The sequence below is a fragment of the Calothrix sp. UHCC 0171 genome, assembly GCF_034931845.1.
Taxonomy (GTDB): domain Bacteria; phylum Cyanobacteriota; class Cyanobacteriia; order Cyanobacteriales; family Nostocaceae; genus Brunnivagina.
Window position 1 is genome coordinate 74545 of sequence record NZ_JAYGHN010000015.1, and the last position, 17144, is coordinate 91688.

The 17144-nt window shown below is 39.3% G+C and carries 19 protein-coding genes; 5 read left to right on the plus strand and 14 right to left on the minus strand.

Annotation, left to right across the window (positions count from 1 at the left end; all coding sequences use genetic code 11):
- Positions 1-33: 33 nt before the first annotated feature.
- The 10 genes from VB733_RS13615 to psbB all read right to left on the minus strand — a co-directional run bounded on the left by VB733_RS13615 (position 34) and on the right by psbB (position 10251).
- A complete protein-coding gene (locus tag VB733_RS13615) occupies positions 34-1056 on the minus strand; it encodes a glucokinase (protein ID WP_323340647.1) in 1023 nt (340 codons plus the stop codon).
- Positions 1057-1112: 56 nt separating this feature from the next.
- Positions 1113-1760 (minus strand): histidine phosphatase family protein, encoded by a 648-nt coding sequence (locus VB733_RS13620; RefSeq protein ID WP_323340600.1) that lies wholly within the window; start codon positions 1758-1760, stop codon positions 1113-1115.
- Positions 1761-1934: 174 nt separating this feature from the next.
- Complete coding sequence (locus VB733_RS13625) at positions 1935-2654, minus strand: ABC transporter ATP-binding protein (RefSeq protein WP_323340601.1); 720 nt, start codon at positions 2652-2654, stop codon at positions 1935-1937.
- An 18-nt stretch (positions 2655-2672) separates the two neighbouring features.
- Positions 2673-3449 carry an ABC transporter ATP-binding protein gene (locus tag VB733_RS13630; protein ID WP_323340602.1) on the minus strand — a complete coding sequence of 259 codons (777 nt, stop codon included), beginning with the start codon at positions 3447-3449 and terminating at the stop codon, positions 2673-2675.
- 127 nt (positions 3450-3576) lie between these two features.
- Positions 3577-4521: a branched-chain amino acid ABC transporter permease gene (locus VB733_RS13635; RefSeq protein WP_323340603.1), complete on the minus strand. Its 945-nt coding sequence runs from the start codon at positions 4519-4521 to the stop codon at positions 3577-3579.
- 47 nt (positions 4522-4568) lie between these two features.
- Complete coding sequence (locus VB733_RS13640) at positions 4569-5519, minus strand: branched-chain amino acid ABC transporter permease (RefSeq protein WP_323340604.1); 951 nt, start codon at positions 5517-5519, stop codon at positions 4569-4571.
- A 111-nt stretch (positions 5520-5630) separates the two neighbouring features.
- Entirely contained in the window at positions 5631-6851 is a 1221-nt protein-coding gene (locus VB733_RS13645) for an ABC transporter substrate-binding protein (protein ID WP_323340605.1), read from the minus strand.
- Between the two features lie 206 nt (positions 6852-7057).
- A complete protein-coding gene (locus tag VB733_RS13650; protein WP_323340606.1) occupies positions 7058-8095 on the minus strand; it encodes a 30S ribosomal protein S1 in 1038 nt (345 codons plus the stop codon).
- 351 nt (positions 8096-8446) lie between these two features.
- Positions 8447-8551 carry a photosystem II reaction center protein T gene (locus VB733_RS13655; protein ID WP_096615336.1) on the minus strand — a complete coding sequence of 35 codons (105 nt, stop codon included), beginning with the start codon at positions 8549-8551 and terminating at the stop codon, positions 8447-8449.
- Positions 8552-8721: 170 nt separating this feature from the next.
- On the minus strand, positions 8722-10251 hold the full coding sequence (gene psbB, locus VB733_RS13660) for a photosystem II chlorophyll-binding protein CP47 (protein ID WP_323340607.1): 1530 nt from the start codon (positions 10249-10251) through the stop codon (positions 8722-8724).
- Between the two features lie 148 nt (positions 10252-10399).
- Here psbB and VB733_RS13665 point away from each other — a divergent pair, with 148 nt between their 5' ends.
- Positions 10400-10621 carry a hypothetical protein gene (locus VB733_RS13665; RefSeq protein WP_323340608.1) on the plus strand — a complete coding sequence of 74 codons (222 nt, stop codon included), beginning with the start codon at positions 10400-10402 and terminating at the stop codon, positions 10619-10621.
- Positions 10622-10704: 83 nt separating this feature from the next.
- Here the strand turns inward: VB733_RS13665 and VB733_RS13670 are convergent, their stop codons facing one another.
- A complete protein-coding gene (locus VB733_RS13670; RefSeq protein WP_323340609.1) occupies positions 10705-11037 on the minus strand; it encodes a hypothetical protein in 333 nt (110 codons plus the stop codon).
- A gap of 198 nt (positions 11038-11235) precedes the next feature.
- Between VB733_RS13670 and VB733_RS13675 the strand changes: the two genes are divergently transcribed.
- The 3 genes from VB733_RS13675 to folB all read left to right on the plus strand — a co-directional run bounded on the left by VB733_RS13675 (position 11236) and on the right by folB (position 14422).
- Positions 11236-12885, plus strand: a complete 1650-nt coding sequence (locus VB733_RS13675; RefSeq protein WP_323340610.1) for an ABC transporter substrate-binding protein — start codon at positions 11236-11238, stop codon at positions 12883-12885.
- Between the two features lie 54 nt (positions 12886-12939).
- Entirely contained in the window at positions 12940-13968 is a 1029-nt protein-coding gene (locus tag VB733_RS13680) for an ABC transporter permease (RefSeq protein ID WP_323340611.1), read from the plus strand.
- Positions 13969-14059: 91 nt separating this feature from the next.
- The gene (gene folB, locus VB733_RS13685) at positions 14060-14422 is read left to right on the plus strand and encodes a dihydroneopterin aldolase (RefSeq protein WP_323340648.1); all 363 of its coding nucleotides are present in this window, start codon (positions 14060-14062) and stop codon (positions 14420-14422) included.
- A 140-nt stretch (positions 14423-14562) separates the two neighbouring features.
- Here the strand turns inward: folB and VB733_RS13690 are convergent, their stop codons facing one another.
- The 3 genes from VB733_RS13690 to VB733_RS13700 form a co-directional block, all read right to left on the minus strand.
- Positions 14563-14817 carry a TIGR03643 family protein gene (locus tag VB733_RS13690; protein WP_323340612.1) on the minus strand — a complete coding sequence of 85 codons (255 nt, stop codon included), beginning with the start codon at positions 14815-14817 and terminating at the stop codon, positions 14563-14565.
- 92 nt (positions 14818-14909) lie between these two features.
- Positions 14910-15533, minus strand: coding sequence for a helix-turn-helix transcriptional regulator (locus VB733_RS13695; RefSeq protein WP_323340613.1), 624 nt, complete (start codon positions 15531-15533; stop codon positions 14910-14912).
- Positions 15534-15941: 408 nt separating this feature from the next.
- A complete protein-coding gene (locus VB733_RS13700) occupies positions 15942-16115 on the minus strand; it encodes a hypothetical protein (RefSeq protein WP_323340614.1) in 174 nt (57 codons plus the stop codon).
- Positions 16116-16210: 95 nt separating this feature from the next.
- Here VB733_RS13700 and VB733_RS13705 point away from each other — a divergent pair, with 95 nt between their 5' ends.
- Positions 16211-16978 carry a hypothetical protein gene (locus tag VB733_RS13705; protein WP_323340615.1) on the plus strand — a complete coding sequence of 256 codons (768 nt, stop codon included), beginning with the start codon at positions 16211-16213 and terminating at the stop codon, positions 16976-16978.
- The last annotated feature ends 166 nt before the right edge of the window (positions 16979-17144 follow it).

A 17144-nucleotide genomic window follows, 5' to 3' on the forward strand; every position in this document is an offset into this window, starting at 1 on the left:
CTTAGTTGAACCTATGGATGATCAAAGTACAGATTATAACCTCGCCGCACAAATAGCAGCACCAATTAAACCGACTTGTTGGTTGAGAATAATATGCACGGGGATGTTTTCGAGGATGCTTCGCATTCTTCCTTTCTGGCTAAAGTGCAGCAGAAAATCATGTTTTTGGATGAGGGGAAGAATTTTGGGAGCAATACCACCAGCAAGATAGAATCCTCCGTAGGGGAGTAGTTTCAGAGCCAGGTTTCCGGCTTCGGCACCATACGCTTCGACAAAGAGTTGCATTGTTTGTTCCGAAAGGCGATCGCTTCCTGCCAGTGCTGCACCCCCAATTATGGCACCTGGATCGATAGTTTTTTCCTGTCCGGCTTCTTGTTCCCAGGTTCGCATAGCTTGGGCAACTTCGGGGGATTCGCTGCTGATTTTTCTGTCTCGCAAAAATTGGTATATGGATAAAATTCCCAGCCCGGAGACAACCCTTTCAACAGAAACCCTTTGAATGTCGTGTTTGTCGAGTAAGTATTTGAGAAGCAGAAATTCCAGTTCACTACGGGGGGCAAAATCAGCATGTCCACCTTCCGATGGATATACATAATAGTCTTGTCCCTGTTTGATTAAAAATCCTTGTCCGAGTCCAGTCCCGGCACCAATGATGGCAATGGGCGCATGAGTTAGGGGTTTACCGGGTTGTAAAGTAAAGATATCTTCAGCCTCTAAACCCAAAATTCCGTAACCAACTGCGGCAAAATCATTAATGAGGGAGATTTGGGCAATACCTAATTCATCTTGGAGGCGATCGCTATCTAAGTACCAGGCTAAATTTGTTAATTTGGCTGTATTATCAACTACAGGACCAGCAATCCCAAAACATGCTTTTTGCGGCGTACCAGCGTTGGCTAATGCCAAAAATTCACGTACCATCGGCACTAAATCAGTATAATCACCACTGCGATAAATATATTCGTACAGCGTTCGTAATTGTTGTTTTGCGGATGCATCAACTAAACGTAAAATAGTTTTTGTACCGCCAATATCCCCTGCTAGTAATAAGTTCATCATGCTTTTGGATGTGAAATTTTGGATGTGAGATTTTTAGAGACACGATATATAAGCTAATTAAATCGAACCATTTCTTCTATTTCTGTCAAGTGGGATGTATCACCCTTGATTTCAATCCACCATTCAGGATGTTTGCGAACTAGTTTAAATATGCTGCATAATCGCACTTTTTCGGCTTGGTAAGTATCTGCCCCTGCAAGTCCAATCACAGCGCCATTTACTGATGCACCATGTCCCACTAGGAGGATATTTTCTGGGGAATAGTCTGTAACCAAACATCTAGCGGTTTGCCCGGAGCGCGCTCTGACTTGGGCATGGGTTTCTGGATACTTAGCCGCAATTAGGGGAGTGTAGCTGCTATCTATGCGGGGATAAATTTGGGCGAGTTCGCTGATGGGATGCCGCTTGGGTTCTTCATCCATCCATTCTGGGTTGAGCCATTCGCTGAGTCCTGTTTCTAATTTAATTGGTAAATCCAGGATTTCGGCAACTGCATTGGCGGTTTGTACTGTTCTCAGGAAGGGTGATGCAAAAATATGATGAATATTTTCTCCTTGAAGACGATTTGCTAGCTGTTTGGCTTGGATGAAACCATCTTCCGAAAGTGGCGGATCGTAACGACGTTCGGCGGTGAGAAACCAGTCAGGATTTACGAAGTCCAGACGGTTGGCGTGTCTAACTATCCAGATAATTTGAGACATTCGGAGATTATGGAGGAGTGCGTTAGCGTAGCTTCACTAAGATGTTGCTCTTAGTAAAGATTTAATATAATCGCATGTTTCGGTAGATTACGGGTTTAAAGAATAGGAGAAGTTTCCTAACTTTTGTACTCTTTTCTGGCGGGAAAGGAGCTAGAAATCCAGTCAATACTGGAATTATCCTAAGTAAGCCTTTTTGACCCGTTCATCAACAATTAGCTCGGCAGCTACGCCTTGTAATGTAATCCTACCAGCTTCTAAAACGTAACCTCTATCGGCAATTTGCAGTGCTAAATTGGCATTTTGTTCGACTAATAAAATAGTCATACCTGTGGAGCGTAAATTTTCGATAATTGTAAAAATTTCCCGTACGATCGCCGGTGCTAAACCTAAACTAGGTTCGTCTAATAATAGCAGTTTGGGTCTACTCATTAATGCACGAGCGATCGCTAACATTTGTTGTTCTCCTCCGCTTAGGGTTCCTGCTAGTTGATGGCGACGTTCGGCGAGTCGGGGAAATAGTTGAAATTGTGTTTGAATATCGGCTTTAATTTCGGCTTGATTGTGACGAACAAATGCACCTAAAAGCAGGTTATCGTATACAGTTTGTTTTGCTAAAACTCGTCTTCCTTCGGGACAATGAGCTATCCCTAATTCGACTATCTCATGGGAAGGACGGCGAACAATTGTGCGCCCATTGTAGATAATATCACCACTGCGAATATTCACAATTTTGGAGATAGCGCGAAGGGTGGTTGTTTTCCCAGCACCGTTGGCACCAACTAGTGTCACTACTTCGCCATGATTAATATATAAATTGATGTTTTGCAGTGCTTGAATACCGCCGTAGTTCACACAGAGGTCTTTAGTTTCTAATATAGTAATTTCATTATTCATACAATTAATCTCTGATTTTTATTCATTTCCCAAATATGCTTCAATCACGGCTGGATTGGCTCGGACAATTGCCGGTTTATCTAAAGCAATGAGTTGTCCAAAGTTTAATACAGCAATGCGATCGCATAATCCCATGACTAGGGGAACATGGTGTTCAATTAAGATGATAGTCAGATGAAATTGATGGCGAATTTGCTGAATAAAATCGCTTAATTGCTGTTTTTCACTGGGATTCATTCCTGCTGCTGGCTCATCAAGTAATAGAATTTGCGGTTCTAATGCTAAAGCACGGGCTATTTCTAAGCGTCTTTGCTCTCCATAGGGAAGATTTTTTGCTTGTTCTTCGATACGATTTTGTAAACCAACTAATTCTAATAATTCTAATGCTTTTTCTTGGCTATATTTTTCTTCCTGGGGTGCGGGAGGTATTCCCAATACACCTGTAAATAGATTACTTTTTGTATGTAAATGTCTGCCAATAATTACATTCTCTAATGTCGAAAGCTCGCCAAATAAGCGAATATTTTGAAATGTTCTCGCAATCCCTAATGATGCAATTTTATCAGGCTTTTTGCTAGCTATTTCTTGACCTTGATAAATTAAATTACCCGCAGAAGGAGGAATTAAACCTGTGATTAAATTAAAAAGTGTGGTTTTACCTGCACCATTGGGACCAATTAAACCAAAAATTTCATCTTTATTCACAGAAAATGAGATATTATTAACTGCAACTAAACCACCAAATCGACGAGTCAAGGCTTTAGCTTCTAGTACAGTAGGGTTATCTGTTGACATGTTCAATTAATTAATTAATTGGATTGGAAATTAGATAAAATTACTTTTAAATAATATTTTAAATAATATTTTAAATGCTTGTATCAACAACTTAGTTAGTAATATGCTGCTAATTTATTAAGCTTTTCTAACTATTATTTTTAACTTTTGTTCTAACTTTAGAAAATCTTTTAAAAATCTTAGGTGTCACCAGTCCTTGTGGAAAAAAGATAGTACCAAATACGATTAAAAAACCAAAAATAATTAATCTACCATCCCGAAGAAATTGCGCTAACCAAGTTGGTAAACCACCAGTATCCGCCAAGCCTCTCAAAACTTCCGGCAATGCCGTAAATACCATACCACCAACAACTGAACCTAGAAATGTACGAGAACCACCAATTAAGACAAAAGTCAGGAAAATAATGCTGGCTTCAAAAGTACCTTGTCTGGTATTCCAGGTATTAAAAAAATGAGCGCTAATCGCCCCAACCATCCCAGCTAAAATTGCTCCTAATGTAAAGGCAATGACTTTATAGTGAGTTGAATTAATTCCCATTGAACTGGCAGCTAATTCATCTTCACGAATCGCAATTAATGCTTTCCCAACTCGCACCCGTTCCAGGCGATAAATTAATATCATTGTGATAATTAATAAAGGTAAAGCAATCCATAAATATTCAATTTGTGATGCAAAAGGTTGAGGAATCCCAGGAATACCAATTGCACCTCCTGTAATCTCTAAATTTAAAGCAATAACTCGTAAAACTTCAACAAACGCAATTGTAGCGATCGCTAAATAGATTCCTCGTAATCTTAATACCGGAAAACCAACTAATAACCCCAATAATCCCGAAACTACACCGGAAATTAGCATTTCGAGTAATAGTAAACGAATAGGGAAAGTACCATTGGGTTGACGAAATACAGTAGTCGAAAGAATTGCAGCAATATATCCGCCCAGAGCATAAAATCCTGGACTTGCTAAAGATAATTGTCCTGCCATCAAGGGTAAATATAAAGATAATCCCAGTAGGGAGTACAGTACCATTAAGACAATTAAAGAGCCGTAAGTATTGAAAAAATCACTCATAAAATTATTAAAATTATTAATATTAACTAATCATTAAATTATCCCACTTAAACTTTTTGAATAAATTTTCTGCCGAGCAGTCCTTGAGGTCTAACTAATAGCATAATAAATAAAATTCCAAAAGCAACAGCGTCTTTATATCCTGAATATTGCTGTGGTACAAATGCTTCTACTATCCCAATTAAAAAACCGCCCACAACTGCACCGGGAATGCTGCCTAAACCACCTAAAACTATTACCGCTAATCCTCGTAATCCAAAAGTAATACCAAAGTAAGGTCCAGCAATACTAACGCTAGAAGCGAGTAATGTTCCCGCCATGCCGGCTAAGAAGCTACTGATAAAAAAGGTAAAAACAATAAATAAATCGCTATTTATTCCTAATAGACTAGCAGTAATCGGGTCTTCTGCGATCGCTTGCATTGCTTTACCATACTTAGTCCTGTTAATAAAATAAGTTAAAATTGCGACTACTGTGATTGAAACAACAAAAATAACTATTTGCACTGTACGAATAGGAATCGGATTTTCAGGAGTCCCGAAGTTAATCGCAGGTGGTAAATTACCGTAAGTATTTGCAGGGAAAGTATAATTTTCTGCTCCTACTAAATATTGAATGAAATTAACAATAATTTGACCAATTCCCAAACTAGAAACAACAGTTAACAAGGGGTCTGAACCTTTACGTCGCAGTGGTAAAAATGCAAACCTTTCGATTATTACTCCTACTAATCCGGCAAAAATACTACCTAAAATTAATGCCAAAATGAACGGTAAACCAAAAGGTAAACTAGCATTTGCTAACACTCCGCTAAAACCAAATGCGCCTCCCATTAGCGCATAAGAAAAATATGCTCCTAAAGTAAAAACTGCACCATGTGATAAATTAATAATTCCGAGAATTGAGTAAACTAGGGTATACCCTAAAGCAAAAATTGCGTATGTACTACCAATAGATAAACCATTGAGAAGTTGTTGGAAAAACAGCGTTATAGTCATTATTTTAAAATGGAAAAGGAAAAGGATATTGGGAGGAATAGGGAGGTGGAAAAAGAGATTAATTGATGTTCAATTCCCAATATCTATTAAACAATTAACTATTGACTAAAATTACTTAATAAATGTAAATTTCCCATTACTTCCATCTTTCTCCATTTTTATTTGAGCAACATAAAAATCCTTTTGTACCACTTCACCTGTGGGGGTAAATGAAATTTCTCCCACCGGAGTATCATATTTACCGGCTAATATTTCTTTATTTAATTCACTTCGCAATTGTGGCAGTGATAAACTACTAATTTTCGTCTTTTTATCTAAAGATTTTAATGCTTCAACATATACCTGAACTGCTGTAAAAGCTTGCCCACTAAATTGAGGTGGCTCTATTTTATATGTGCTAAGATAAGTTTGACGAAATGTTTTATTAATTTCATTCGGATGTTCAGGACTATATGCTTGTGCAATGATTACGCCGTCACACAAAGCTTTACAAACTTTGTAGACATTAGAAGTATTCAATCCATTACCACCAACAATTAAGCCTTTATAACCCAGTTCTCGTAATTGTCTAACTAAGTTACCACCATCTGCTGCCAAACCCGATATGATAGCTAAATCTGGTTTTAAATTAATCGCATTTGTGGCTTGGCTCTGAAAATCAGTATCTGTGGTTTGAAATTTTTGAACAGTGACTATTTCTAATCCTAAATCTTTAGCTGTTTTTTGAAAAATTTCCGTTTCTGTTTTATTAAAAGTGTCATTCTGAGCGTAGAAAACAGCGACTTTTTTAATATTAGGATTTTGCTTAATAGCAGCTTTGACTGCATTTGGAGCAACAGTAACAATTGGAGCTGAAACTCTGGCTATATAATCGCCAATTTCGGGAATTCCTTTAGCAGTATTGGATGCAGCAATCACAGGTATTTTCGCACGTTCTGCGATCGGATCGGCGCTAAATGCTTGCTGTGATAAAGTCGGACCAATTATACCAACTACCTTATCTTTATTTATTAATGCTTGAAAAGCATTCATTGCTGTTTGTTCTTCTCCACCAGCATCTTGAATCACAAGTTTAATTGGTGTACCATTGACACCACCTTGATCATTAAAATATTTCTCAGCAATTTTAACTCCATGAATCCCATCTTGACCGAGTAATGCTGCATTTCCTGTTTGAGAAAAGGCAATACCAATGGGAATGGCTGCTGATACTGAATTATTATTTGGTGTATTGCTACCTGAAGTGGGACTAGTCTCACCACCTCCGCAAGCTGTGACTATAGCTGTCAAACATGCAAATAATAGGGTTTTTTGATTAATGTTTTTTTTCATTTTCGGGAGAATTAAGTTCATTTTTAGATATTCTACAGATAGTTGCACGAAGTCTATCATGAAGTCTCTAAATAATTAGAGCAAATTCGTTAGATATGCAATTGATGCTCAAAAGTGCCAACGGTTAATTATATATCCGAGAATAAACATCTTTTCCCAATAAAAAAAGGGGTTTCCCCCTTTTTTAAAGTTTTTTAATTATGTAATTATTCTTCTTCACTTGCAGATGGAATTTCTTCTTCAATTGCAGTTGGAATTTCTTCCTCAATTGCAGATGGAATTTCTTCTTCAATTACTACTACTGGTTCTTCAAGTGTCATGGATGGGATGGCAGCGCCTTGAGCTTTTGCAAGCAACTGTTCGCGATATTTAGCTGCCATTTCTTCAGCTTTATCGTAAACCAAATCCCGATTCTTAATCATATCACCGGGTTCGGGTTCAAGCTGCTTCGTGGAAAGCGAAATCCGCCCGCGTTCAGCATCCAAGTCAATAATCATTACCTTAACTTCATCATTGACATTGAAGACACTATGGGGAGTATCAATATGCTCGTGAGAAATTTCCGAGATGTGCAACAATCCACTCACACCACCGATATCGATAAACGCACCATAAGGCTTGATACCGCGTACCGTACCGATAACCACTTCGCCAACCTCAAGACGGTTCATCTTGCGTTCCACTAACGCACGACGATGAGAAAGAACCAAACGGTTACGTTCTTCGTCAACTTCAAGAAATTTTAAAGGTAGCTCTTCACCGACTAAATCTTCTTTAGGCTTGCGAGTGCTAATATGAGAACCGGGAATAAATCCACGCAGTCCTTCAATGCGGACTAATGCACCACCACGGTTAGTCGCAAATACTCCCGAACGGACAGTTGCATCTTCTGCTTGCAACTGGCGTACCCGTTCCCAAGCTCGCATGTATTCTATCCGACGAATCGAGAGGGTTAACTGTCCATCTTCGTTTTCATCGGTGAGAATAAAAAATTCTCTAGTTTCGTTTGATTGTAAAACTTCTTCCGGGGCATCGACCCGGTTAATTGACATTTCCTGTATGGGTATGTAAGCTGCCGTTTTTGCACCTATGTCAATCAGAGCGCCGCGTGGTTCGATACTAAATACCGTACCGGGTACGATATCTCCAGGGCTAAAATGGTAATCGTATTTATCTAATAACGCAGCAAAATCTTCGTGTGTAAATCCTATTTCAGCTGTAGCAGTTGATTTCTGATTGACCATGCTAATTGTTTCCTGGTGTTAGTCTCCGTATTTTTTTGCCTCCTAGCGATGTACATGCAAGCGCCTGCCTGACAGTCTACACCTACATCTTAGTTCATGCTAGCGCAGGGAAATTGATAAAAATTGCTATCGACTTCCAAATATCAGATTATATCAGATATTTAACTATTGGGGAATGGTTATTGGTTAATAGTTATTTCGTGCTTGTTTTGTGAAAAGTCCAACTAAGTAACCCTATTAATTAGTAACTAAGAGGACTCAGAGATTAAATAACCGCTAGTACCATCATCGGTATTAGCGGCAAAGATTGTATTTTTTGCTGTGAGCAATTACAAACTTGGAAATATTGAATTAATCATCTTTCTTGGGGATGCGGGGGGGTTCGCGAAATGCGATCGCAAAAAAGATAGTCCCCAACGCCAATGTGAAAACCAAAATGTAAGCAATGCTTTCCATATCTAAATTTTCCTGCTTTTTTCAGTTTAATAGGTAGCGATTAGTAGTTAATGGTTAATGGTTAGCAGCTAGTTATGTTCAGAGCTATGTAGTTAAAGTCACTATTCACTATTTCCCATGACTGGCTAACTATTATCCATTACCTATTAACCATTACCTACTAACAAGTCTTAGACAGCTTTTTTACTACGGGTTGTTTTGTCACCCACTTTCTGGAAGAGTCCCCATTCGACTTGTTCTTCCATATCTGCTTCCACACCAGCAAATACATCTCGGTAAATTGTCCGAGAGCCGTGCCAAATGTGACCAAAGAAGAACAGCAGCGCAAATACTGCATGTCCGAAGGTAAACCAACCACGGGGGCTGGTGCGGAATACACCGTCAGAATTCAAGGTTTCGCGATCGAATTCAAAGATTTCGCCACCTTGCGCTTTACGAGCATATTTCTTCACATCGGCGGGGTCGTTGAAGGTCTGACCATTCAAGTTACCACCATAGAAGCTAACTGTTACGCCAGCTTGTTCAAAGCTACTTCTCGATTCTGCACGACGGAAGGGGATATCCGCACGAACAACACCATCAGCATCGGTTAAAAGCACTGGGAAGGTTTCAAAGAAGTTAGGCAAACGACGAACTGTGAGTTCTTTACCTTCTGCATCTTTAAATACTGCGTGACCTTGCCAAGATTGAGCAATCCCGTCACCTTTAACCATTGGACCAACGCGGAACAAACCACCTTTTGCGGGGCTATTACCGACGTAATCATAGAATGCCAGTTTTTCAGGAATTTGCGACCAAGCTTCAGACAGGCTCGCACCTTCAGCAACGCTTGCTTGCACGCGACGATTAATTTCTTGCTTGAAGTATCCTTGATCCCACTGATAGCGGGTAGGTCCGAATAATTCAATTGGAGTAGTCGCGTTACCGTACCACATAGTACCTGCAACGACAAAGGCAGCAAAGAAAACTGCGGCGATACTGCTCGAAAGTACGGTTTCGATATTACCCATCCGCAATGCTTTGTACAGCCTTTCAGGTGGTCTGACTGTCAAGTGGAATAAACCAGCAATAATACCAACTACGCCAGCAGCAATGTGGTGAGCAACAACACCACCAGGGTTAAACGGGTTAAATCCTGATGGTCCCCATTCCGGTGCAACTGGTGCTATGTGCCCCGTAACTCCATAGGGGTCTGAAACCCACATTCCTGGACCAAACAATCCAGTTAGGTGGAAAGCTCCAAAACCAAAACAGAGCAAACCGGAGAGGAATAGGTGAATACCAAACATTTTCGGCAAGTCTAGCGCTGGTTCACCTGTACGGGCATCTTGGAAAAGTTCCAAATCCCAATACACCCAGTGCCAAACTGCTGCTAAGAATAGCAAGCCAGCCAGGATAATTTGAGCTGCTGCAACGCCTTCAAAAGACCAGAAACCAGGCTCGTAGCTGGGGTCGCCAACAACGTTCCAGCCACCCCAAGAACCTACTACACCCAGACGTGCCATAAAGGGCAGTACGAACATGCCTTGCCGCCACATCGGGTTAAGTACAGGATCACTGGGGTCGTAGATTGCCAGTTCGTAAAGTGCCATTGAACCAGCCCAGCCAGAAACAAGGGCGGTGTGCATCAAGTGTACAGAAATCAATCGTCCTGGGTCATTCAGAACGACTGTATGTACTCGGTACCAGGGTAGTCCCATCGACTACGCTCCTCCTCGATGAGTTTGTTTACAGAGAAATTTTTTAGATTTTGTTATTACAAGAGCTTGCGCTCTTCCACACATATTGTCTTATAAATTTAGACCGCGTGGGCATTTAAGTAGTGCTTTAGTTTTTACGAGAAATTACATGATGCAAACGCCACGCAAAAACAAGAAAGTTCTCGAAAAAGAACGATCTGCTACTAAATGCAAAAATGAGAATGTTTTAAAAAGTGTAACTATTCATGGAACTCTTTGCAAGCGGTGGCAAAAGGAAATAGGGGAAGTTTGGGGGAGTGAGGGAATGTGTGCTGGAGGGAGAGTAAGTAGGATTACAGCAGTAAAAATTAAAATGAAAGTCAAAATATAAAGAATTATTAAAAATAGTGGCAAGCAAAATTTTTAATGTTCATCCTTCCCTATTTTTCTATCCCCTTTTTTCCTTTTCCTCTCTTATTGCACCACCGTTTGCAGATTTTGCATCATGCATTGGGCTTGGGCATTTCCCAGTCGTTCCAAAACTTGTTCGGCGCTGATTAAGCGTTTGAGGGTGACTTGCCCAATAGTTTGGGTGTTGGCGGCTTGTAGGGAATCAACTGGTTTGACTTCGATGGTAATAATTGCATCTTCTACCCGGTACAACCATAATGATTCTTCTTTTTCTATGAGACATAGACTCATTTTTTGAATATCAGGTTGTCTTCTCCATGCTGTCACCTGCCAAAGACCTTCTGATGCCCAGACTCTACCGATAGTCCATCCTTCAGACAAGAAAAAGTATTTCATAATGCGATCGCAGCTTTTAACTAGAATTTGCTGTCTAACAATATCGCCAGGTTTGGAGATTAATCAGGTATATAAATTAGTTTTTATGGTTTTTTTTTGAATCAGAATTGAGAATACAAAAATTTAGTATCCCTACTTACAGGATTGTAGTAGAATGACTCACCATTGACTGGAAAAATTATCAAAGTTATTGATTTTATGTACTGGTTCCCCTTTTTGAGAAGCCCTTGGGGGCGAACTAAACAAATTATTAGTTTAGCTTGTATCTGTTTATTGTGTTTATTACTAGTTACTAGCTGTGGCAGCAGTCCGTCAGCAAATAATTTGGGGGGTAACGCTAATCCCCGGATTATTATTGGGACAACAAATAAACCTCGAACCCTTGACCCCGCAGATGCATATGAAACAGGTTCGCTAGGTTTGATATATAACATGAGCGATAGACTTTATACTTACAAAGCCGGAAGTACAGAGCCTGTACCGCAACTAGCAACCGCATTACCCCAAGTTAGTGCTGATGGATTAACTTATACAATGCCTTTGCGCCAAGATGTGTTGTTTCATGATGGCGAAAAATTCAATGCCCAAGCAATGGCTTTTAGTTTAGAGAGATTTATTAAAAATGGTGGGAAACCGGCATTTTTGCTTGGTGATATTGTTGAATCAGCCAAAGCCACATCTGAATACGAACTCACCATTAAATTAAAACAGCAATTTGCCGCTTTCCCTTCTTTATTAGCATTTGCTGGAGTCTGTGCAGTATCGCCAAAGGCTTACAAAATTGGCGAAGGTGAATTTAATCCTAATAATTTTATTGGTACGGGTCCATATAAATTAGCGAACTTTGCCACCGATAAAATTCAGCTAGATTTATTTGATAAATATTGGGGTGAAAAACCAACAAATCAAGGTGTGACGCTACAAATTCTCAGTAGTGGCGTGAACTTATATAATGCTTTTCGCAAAAAATCGATTGATGTTGCCGGCTTGTCGATGGATGCCGATCAAATTCGCTCTTTACAGGAGATGGGAAAAAAAGGAGATTGGCAAGCGATCGCTAATAACGGTAGTGTTGTCTCGTTCATGACAGTTAACCGCAACCAAAAACCTTTGGATAATCCTTTGGTAAGGCAAGCATTAGCGGCGATGATGAATCGAAAGCTGCTCCTAGACAGAGTTTTGTATGGGCAAGGACAGCCAGTTTACAGTATGGTTCCCACTACCTTTGATGTTTATAAACCAGTATTTCAAGAACAATATGGTAGCGATGGGGATGCCGAAAAAGCCAAACAATTGCTCAAACAAGCTGGTTTTACTCCAGAAAAGCCTGCTCAAGTCGAACTTTGGTATCGTTCTAATGTTGCCACAACAGGTTTAACTGCGATCGTGATGAAAGCGATCGCTTCTAAGACAATGGATGGATTGCTAGATTTGCAAATCAATGGTATTGACTCCACCAGCGCCTACAAAAATATTCCTCAAGGAGCATATGCGACAACTTTGCTGGAATGGTATCCAGATTTTTTAGATGCAGATAATTACGTGCAGCCATTCTTGCAATGTGAAAAAGGTTCCCTGGAAAAAGGTTGCGAAAAGGGTGGAAGTGTGTCTCAAGGCTCGTTTTACTTTAGCGAGAAGATGAATAAACTGATTGAAGCCCAGCGTCAGGAACAAGATGCAGGCAAGCGTAAGCAATATTTTGCCGAAATTCAAGACTTGATTGCCAAGGAAGTACCTTATATTCCCTTGTGGCAAAAAAAAGATTATGTGTTTGCTCAAAATAGCATTAGCGGTGTCCAACAAGATGCCACCCAATTATTAATTTACAGTGGAATTAAGAAAAGTTAATTGAGCATCGCCCCATCTCCACATCTTTGCGTCCCCTTATTCATAAAAGATTTTATGTCCCGTTCCAAAGCTCTGACATATTACGTAACTGTTCGCTTACTATTAGCACCATTACAAATATTAACCATTGTGACAATGGTATTTGTCTTGCTGCGAGTTGCTGCGGGCGACCCTGTTGATGCAATATTAGGTGTACGTGCGCCAGAAAGTGCCAAAGAAACCCTGAGAAAACAATTAGGTTTAGATTTACCTTTGTGGTTACAGTACCTCAATTATTTGGGAAGTTTATTTCTCAAATTTGACATGGGTAAATCAATCACCAGTCGCGGTAAAGCTGTATGGGAGATTATTGGCGAATACTTCCCTGCAACTGCGGAGTTGGCAATATTCAGTATTATTGTGGCGTTGGTGGTGGGAATCACAGTTGGCACTCTATCTGCATCACGTCCGGGTACTCCCTTAGATTTAGGTGGTCGCTTATTCGGTATTATTACTTATGCGCTGCCAATGTTTTGGGCAGGGATGCTACTACAATTAATTTTCTCTGTGGGTTTAGATTTATTACCCTTGGGAACTCGTTTTCCTGCCACTTTAGATGCACCAACAAAAATTACTGGCTTGTATACGCTGGATAGTTTGTTAGGTGGTAAAGTTGTTGAGCTTTTGACAGCAGTAAAATATTTAATTTTGCCTAGTTGTACTTTAGGAGTTTTATTGAGCGGTATTTTTGAGCGGATTGTCCGGGTAAATTTAAAACAAACCTTGCAATCTGACTATGTAGAAGCAGCAAGGGCGAGAGGGATTCCCGAAAATAAAATCCTGGTTTCTCATGCTTTGAAAAACGCCTTAATTCCAGTAATTACCGTTTTAGGATTAACTTTTGCTTCGTTGTTAGGTGGGGCAATTTTGACAGAGGTAACATTCTCTTGGCCCGGTTTAGCAAATCGCTTGTACGAAGCTATCAACGAACGCGATTATCCGACTGTACAAGGAATTATGGTATTTTTTGGGGGAATTGTTGTCATGGCAAGTATTTTGATTGATATTCTCAATGCCTACGTAGACCCACGTATTCGCTATTGAGAAGGAAGTAAATATTATGTCAAGTAATCTCAATCAATCTCAATCAATCTCAATCAATTTAAATCAGCAAAAATTTTCTCTCTTTGAAGTTATGGATTGCATTCATGTAACTGGTATTCGCGCTTATGGCTATACTGGCTATTTGCCGGAAGAACAGGTTTTAGGACAGTGGTTTGAGGTTGACGTAAAGCTGTGGTTAGATGTATCAACTGCTGGCAAAACGGATGCGATTGAGGATACTTTGGATTATCGTAGCGTTATTAACTTGGTGAAGCACTTAATCACGACATCGAAGTTTGCTTTAATTGAAAAATTAATTGCGACGATCGCTGATTCGATTTTAGCTAAATGCGATCGCTTAACTCAAGTACAGGTAATTTTGACGAAACCTGCGGCTCCAATCCCCGATTTTGGTGGCAAAATTAGCCTCGAAATCACCCGTTCTCGTGTGTAAGGTTTAGTATATTTAATCCCTCTCCGATGCAGATACTATGGGCAATTAGGAGGGGATTTTCTATTACTGTCTCGGAAAAGTCAAAAATGATGACGGGGAGATGAGGAGACACAAAGATGAAAGCAAGCGTATTTACAGTCTTAAGTTTTTTGATTCGCTGATTTGAACCTACCGGCAACAAAGTCGCGTTTGTATAAATGTTTACTTTTACGGGATGTAACGCGATCGCGCCACATCCGAAAACTAGAAGCTTTCATCTCCCGCCGCATTAAGGCGATAACCTGTTTTTCTTGCAAGCCAAACTGCTCTGCTATGGCTTCAAAAGGGGTTCTATCTTCCCATGCCATCTCAACTATACGGTCTATTGCTTCAGTTTCAAGTTCTGGTAAGTTCATCTGATTTCAATCAATGACAACTATATTAATTTTAGTAACAAAAATTGACAATTGTCACATTGCAATAGATTAAAAATTGTTGACATTGAAAATCATGCATTTTCAGCAAGGTATATTTGAGTGAAAAAGTCTTGTCTTTTGGCGTGAATATTTTTCATGTGTTTTTTGACAGTATTGATGGTGATATAAAGTTGTTCAGCTATTTGTTTGTAGCTATAATTAAGACGATAAAGATGCCAAATTTCTGCTTCTCTTGAAGTTAATTGATATTTTTTTATTTCAGTAATGACTGCATTTTTGACAGATTCATAGCGATTTTCAATAGTTACAAGCAAATAAGGATGATGAAATTGATTTAGCCTGAGATATCTGACTCTAATTCTAAAAATAGCTGTATTATTGAGTTTAATTTCATCAGATACAATATTGCGATCGCCTTCAAAACTACTATTTTCAATTAGAGATTTACATATATCCCAAATTGCCTGGGGAATAAGGTATTCATCGTTATTTCCCTCGATTTGATGACAAAAGTCATAGGCTTTGGAGTTGCCAAAAATTAGTTTACCAGTATTTGTTAAAATTAATATACCGTCTTGTAATTCTTCAATTACGTTCCGTAAAAAAGCTACTTGACTAATATTTTGATAGTTAAGGATATTTGGCTTTTTTGTTTTTACTACTTCCCGTGAAGATATTGTGGTGAAGGCTATCATAAGTAATAATTTCCATTCATGAAATATATTTGGCAAATTTTTGACACAAATTTATGAATTCTACTTCCGAGATTCTGACAAATAATTGATTCAAAATATTCTGCATACTTTTTGCCGATTATTTTTTAATTCACCTAAAATTCACCTAAAAATTGACTTTTACAAAATCATCAATAAACAGATATATTGGAGTTGACAGTCATTAAAATCAAAACTATCTCTCAGAGAATAGTCTTGATTTGACTGGTTGTTATATATTTTCAATACAGTTTGGGAATTTTGGATTTCGGATAAATTCGGAAACCAGCAGATACTTAAGTGAGTGAAGAGTATGATGTGTTGTAGATATAATCAGCTTCCCGCAAATAATGCTATTTCTCTAAAAGCTGACGATACATCATCTCCGCGTCACACCCTCTCCACATCACTGCCTCCTAAATCTGTTGCTTCCTTTTTGAGAATTGCTATAATTCTGTACTGAAGGATTTGAGATTTTTTCCTCTGTGTCGCCATCACTTTCCAATTCTGTAATCCTCTGCCTTCTTGCCTACCTTTGGGAAATAGCAAGCGAGACGCTTGCACTACTTATTTTTACATGATTCCTTTGTTCTGATGCGCGCAACAAGGTGTAAGCTAATACGCAGTTATTTGCATTCATTACGTTAAAGTAGCGTCTTATGTCCATAATTGCTCTCAGAGCGTGGTATCTTCAGGATTACGAGCCGATTCATGAACTGGAAAAACGTCCGGCAGATATCCGCTTGAGTAAAAAAAGCTTGTTGAAATCGGGTTTGCGAGCTGATTTTTTGGATGATATTGATGAGATTAAAAAGTCGACTTGGTTTGGGCGCTATATCGAAGGTGAGAATGTCGAGTTTTATGTTGAGGGTAGTGGTGGCTATTGCGTCGCGAATATTGATTTAATTAGCCATGAGATTTACTTTACCAAGCAGGCATTGTTGGCGCAATTGGAACCAACAATCTTTTTTTGTCATCAAATTGAGTATCCAACTGCTAGTCAGGCATTGCGCGAAGCTTTGCAGCATAGCTTAGAGATTTTGAATAAACGATCGCGATTACCTCTAGCTCTTGTTGAATCATACCGCCCCAAAGATGCACCTGCACGCCTTAACCGCACAATGATGCGAAAAATTCGTAGAAGTTTACTATTTATTGCGGATGTAACACCTATAGCCCGCATTGATGGCGAAGAAACACCGCAATTGATTCCTAGCCCCAATGTTTGTATTGACATTGGCTACGCTATCCAAAGCAAGCGTACTGAGCAAATTTTACTATCCCACATGCAGCGTCCCGAAATGCCGGGACAATTCCCTTTCGATTTACCCCCCAGCCAAATTTTACAATTTAAAGATATTAAAGAATTAAATAAAGTTCTCACTAATACTATGGAAACTCAGCTAGGGCGATTTAAATTATTTTAATTAATTAGGGCATGGGGATAACTGCAAGCCAAAACTACAATCCCCATTCTCCACTACCCTTAATACAAATTAATCTCAATATTTGCACTCACTAACTGTTTTTTCCATGTTTGAAATCTACATTAAGGTAGATTTTTCCGGGAAAACTATGGATAAAAGTAAAGAT

Excerpts from the sequence above, each read along its gene's own strand:
- VB733_RS13615 (WP_323340647.1), bottom strand. The coding sequence starts at position 1,056 with ATGAACTTATTACTAGCAGGGGATATTGGCGGTACAAAAACTATTTTA.
- VB733_RS13655 (WP_096615336.1), bottom strand. The coding sequence starts at position 8,551 with ATGGAAAGCATTGCTTACATTTTGGTTTTCACATTGGCGTTGGGGACT.
- VB733_RS13670 (WP_323340609.1), bottom strand. The coding sequence starts at position 11,037 with ATGAAATACTTTTTCTTGTCTGAAGGATGGACTATCGGTAGAGTCTGG.
- VB733_RS13630 (WP_323340602.1), bottom strand. The coding sequence starts at position 3,449 with ATGTCAACAGATAACCCTACTGTACTAGAAGCTAAAGCCTTGACTCGT.
- VB733_RS13635 (WP_323340603.1), bottom strand. The coding sequence starts at position 4,521 with ATGAGTGATTTTTTCAATACTTACGGCTCTTTAATTGTCTTAATGGTA.
- VB733_RS13690 (WP_323340612.1), bottom strand. The coding sequence starts at position 14,817 with ATGAACTTACCAGAACTTGAAACTGAAGCAATAGACCGTATAGTTGAG.
- VB733_RS13650 (WP_323340606.1), bottom strand. The coding sequence starts at position 8,095 with ATGGTCAATCAGAAATCAACTGCTACAGCTGAAATAGGATTTACACAC.
- VB733_RS13680 (WP_323340611.1), top strand. The coding sequence starts at position 12,940 with ATGTCCCGTTCCAAAGCTCTGACATATTACGTAACTGTTCGCTTACTA.
- VB733_RS13675 (WP_323340610.1), top strand. The coding sequence starts at position 11,236 with ATGTACTGGTTCCCCTTTTTGAGAAGCCCTTGGGGGCGAACTAAACAA.
- VB733_RS13695 (WP_323340613.1), bottom strand. The coding sequence starts at position 15,533 with ATGATAGCCTTCACCACAATATCTTCACGGGAAGTAGTAAAAACAAAA.
- VB733_RS13665 (WP_323340608.1), top strand. The coding sequence starts at position 10,400 with ATGATGCAAACGCCACGCAAAAACAAGAAAGTTCTCGAAAAAGAACGA.
- folB (WP_323340648.1), top strand. The coding sequence starts at position 14,060 with ATGGATTGCATTCATGTAACTGGTATTCGCGCTTATGGCTATACTGGC.
- VB733_RS13640 (WP_323340604.1), bottom strand. The coding sequence starts at position 5,519 with ATGACTATAACGCTGTTTTTCCAACAACTTCTCAATGGTTTATCTATT.
- VB733_RS13620 (WP_323340600.1), bottom strand. The coding sequence starts at position 1,760 with ATGTCTCAAATTATCTGGATAGTTAGACACGCCAACCGTCTGGACTTC.
- VB733_RS13705 (WP_323340615.1), top strand. The coding sequence starts at position 16,211 with ATGTCCATAATTGCTCTCAGAGCGTGGTATCTTCAGGATTACGAGCCG.
- psbB (WP_323340607.1), bottom strand. The coding sequence starts at position 10,251 with ATGGGACTACCCTGGTACCGAGTACATACAGTCGTTCTGAATGACCCA.
- VB733_RS13625 (WP_323340601.1), bottom strand. The coding sequence starts at position 2,654 with ATGAATAATGAAATTACTATATTAGAAACTAAAGACCTCTGTGTGAAC.
- VB733_RS13645 (WP_323340605.1), bottom strand. The coding sequence starts at position 6,851 with ATGAAAAAAAACATTAATCAAAAAACCCTATTATTTGCATGTTTGACA.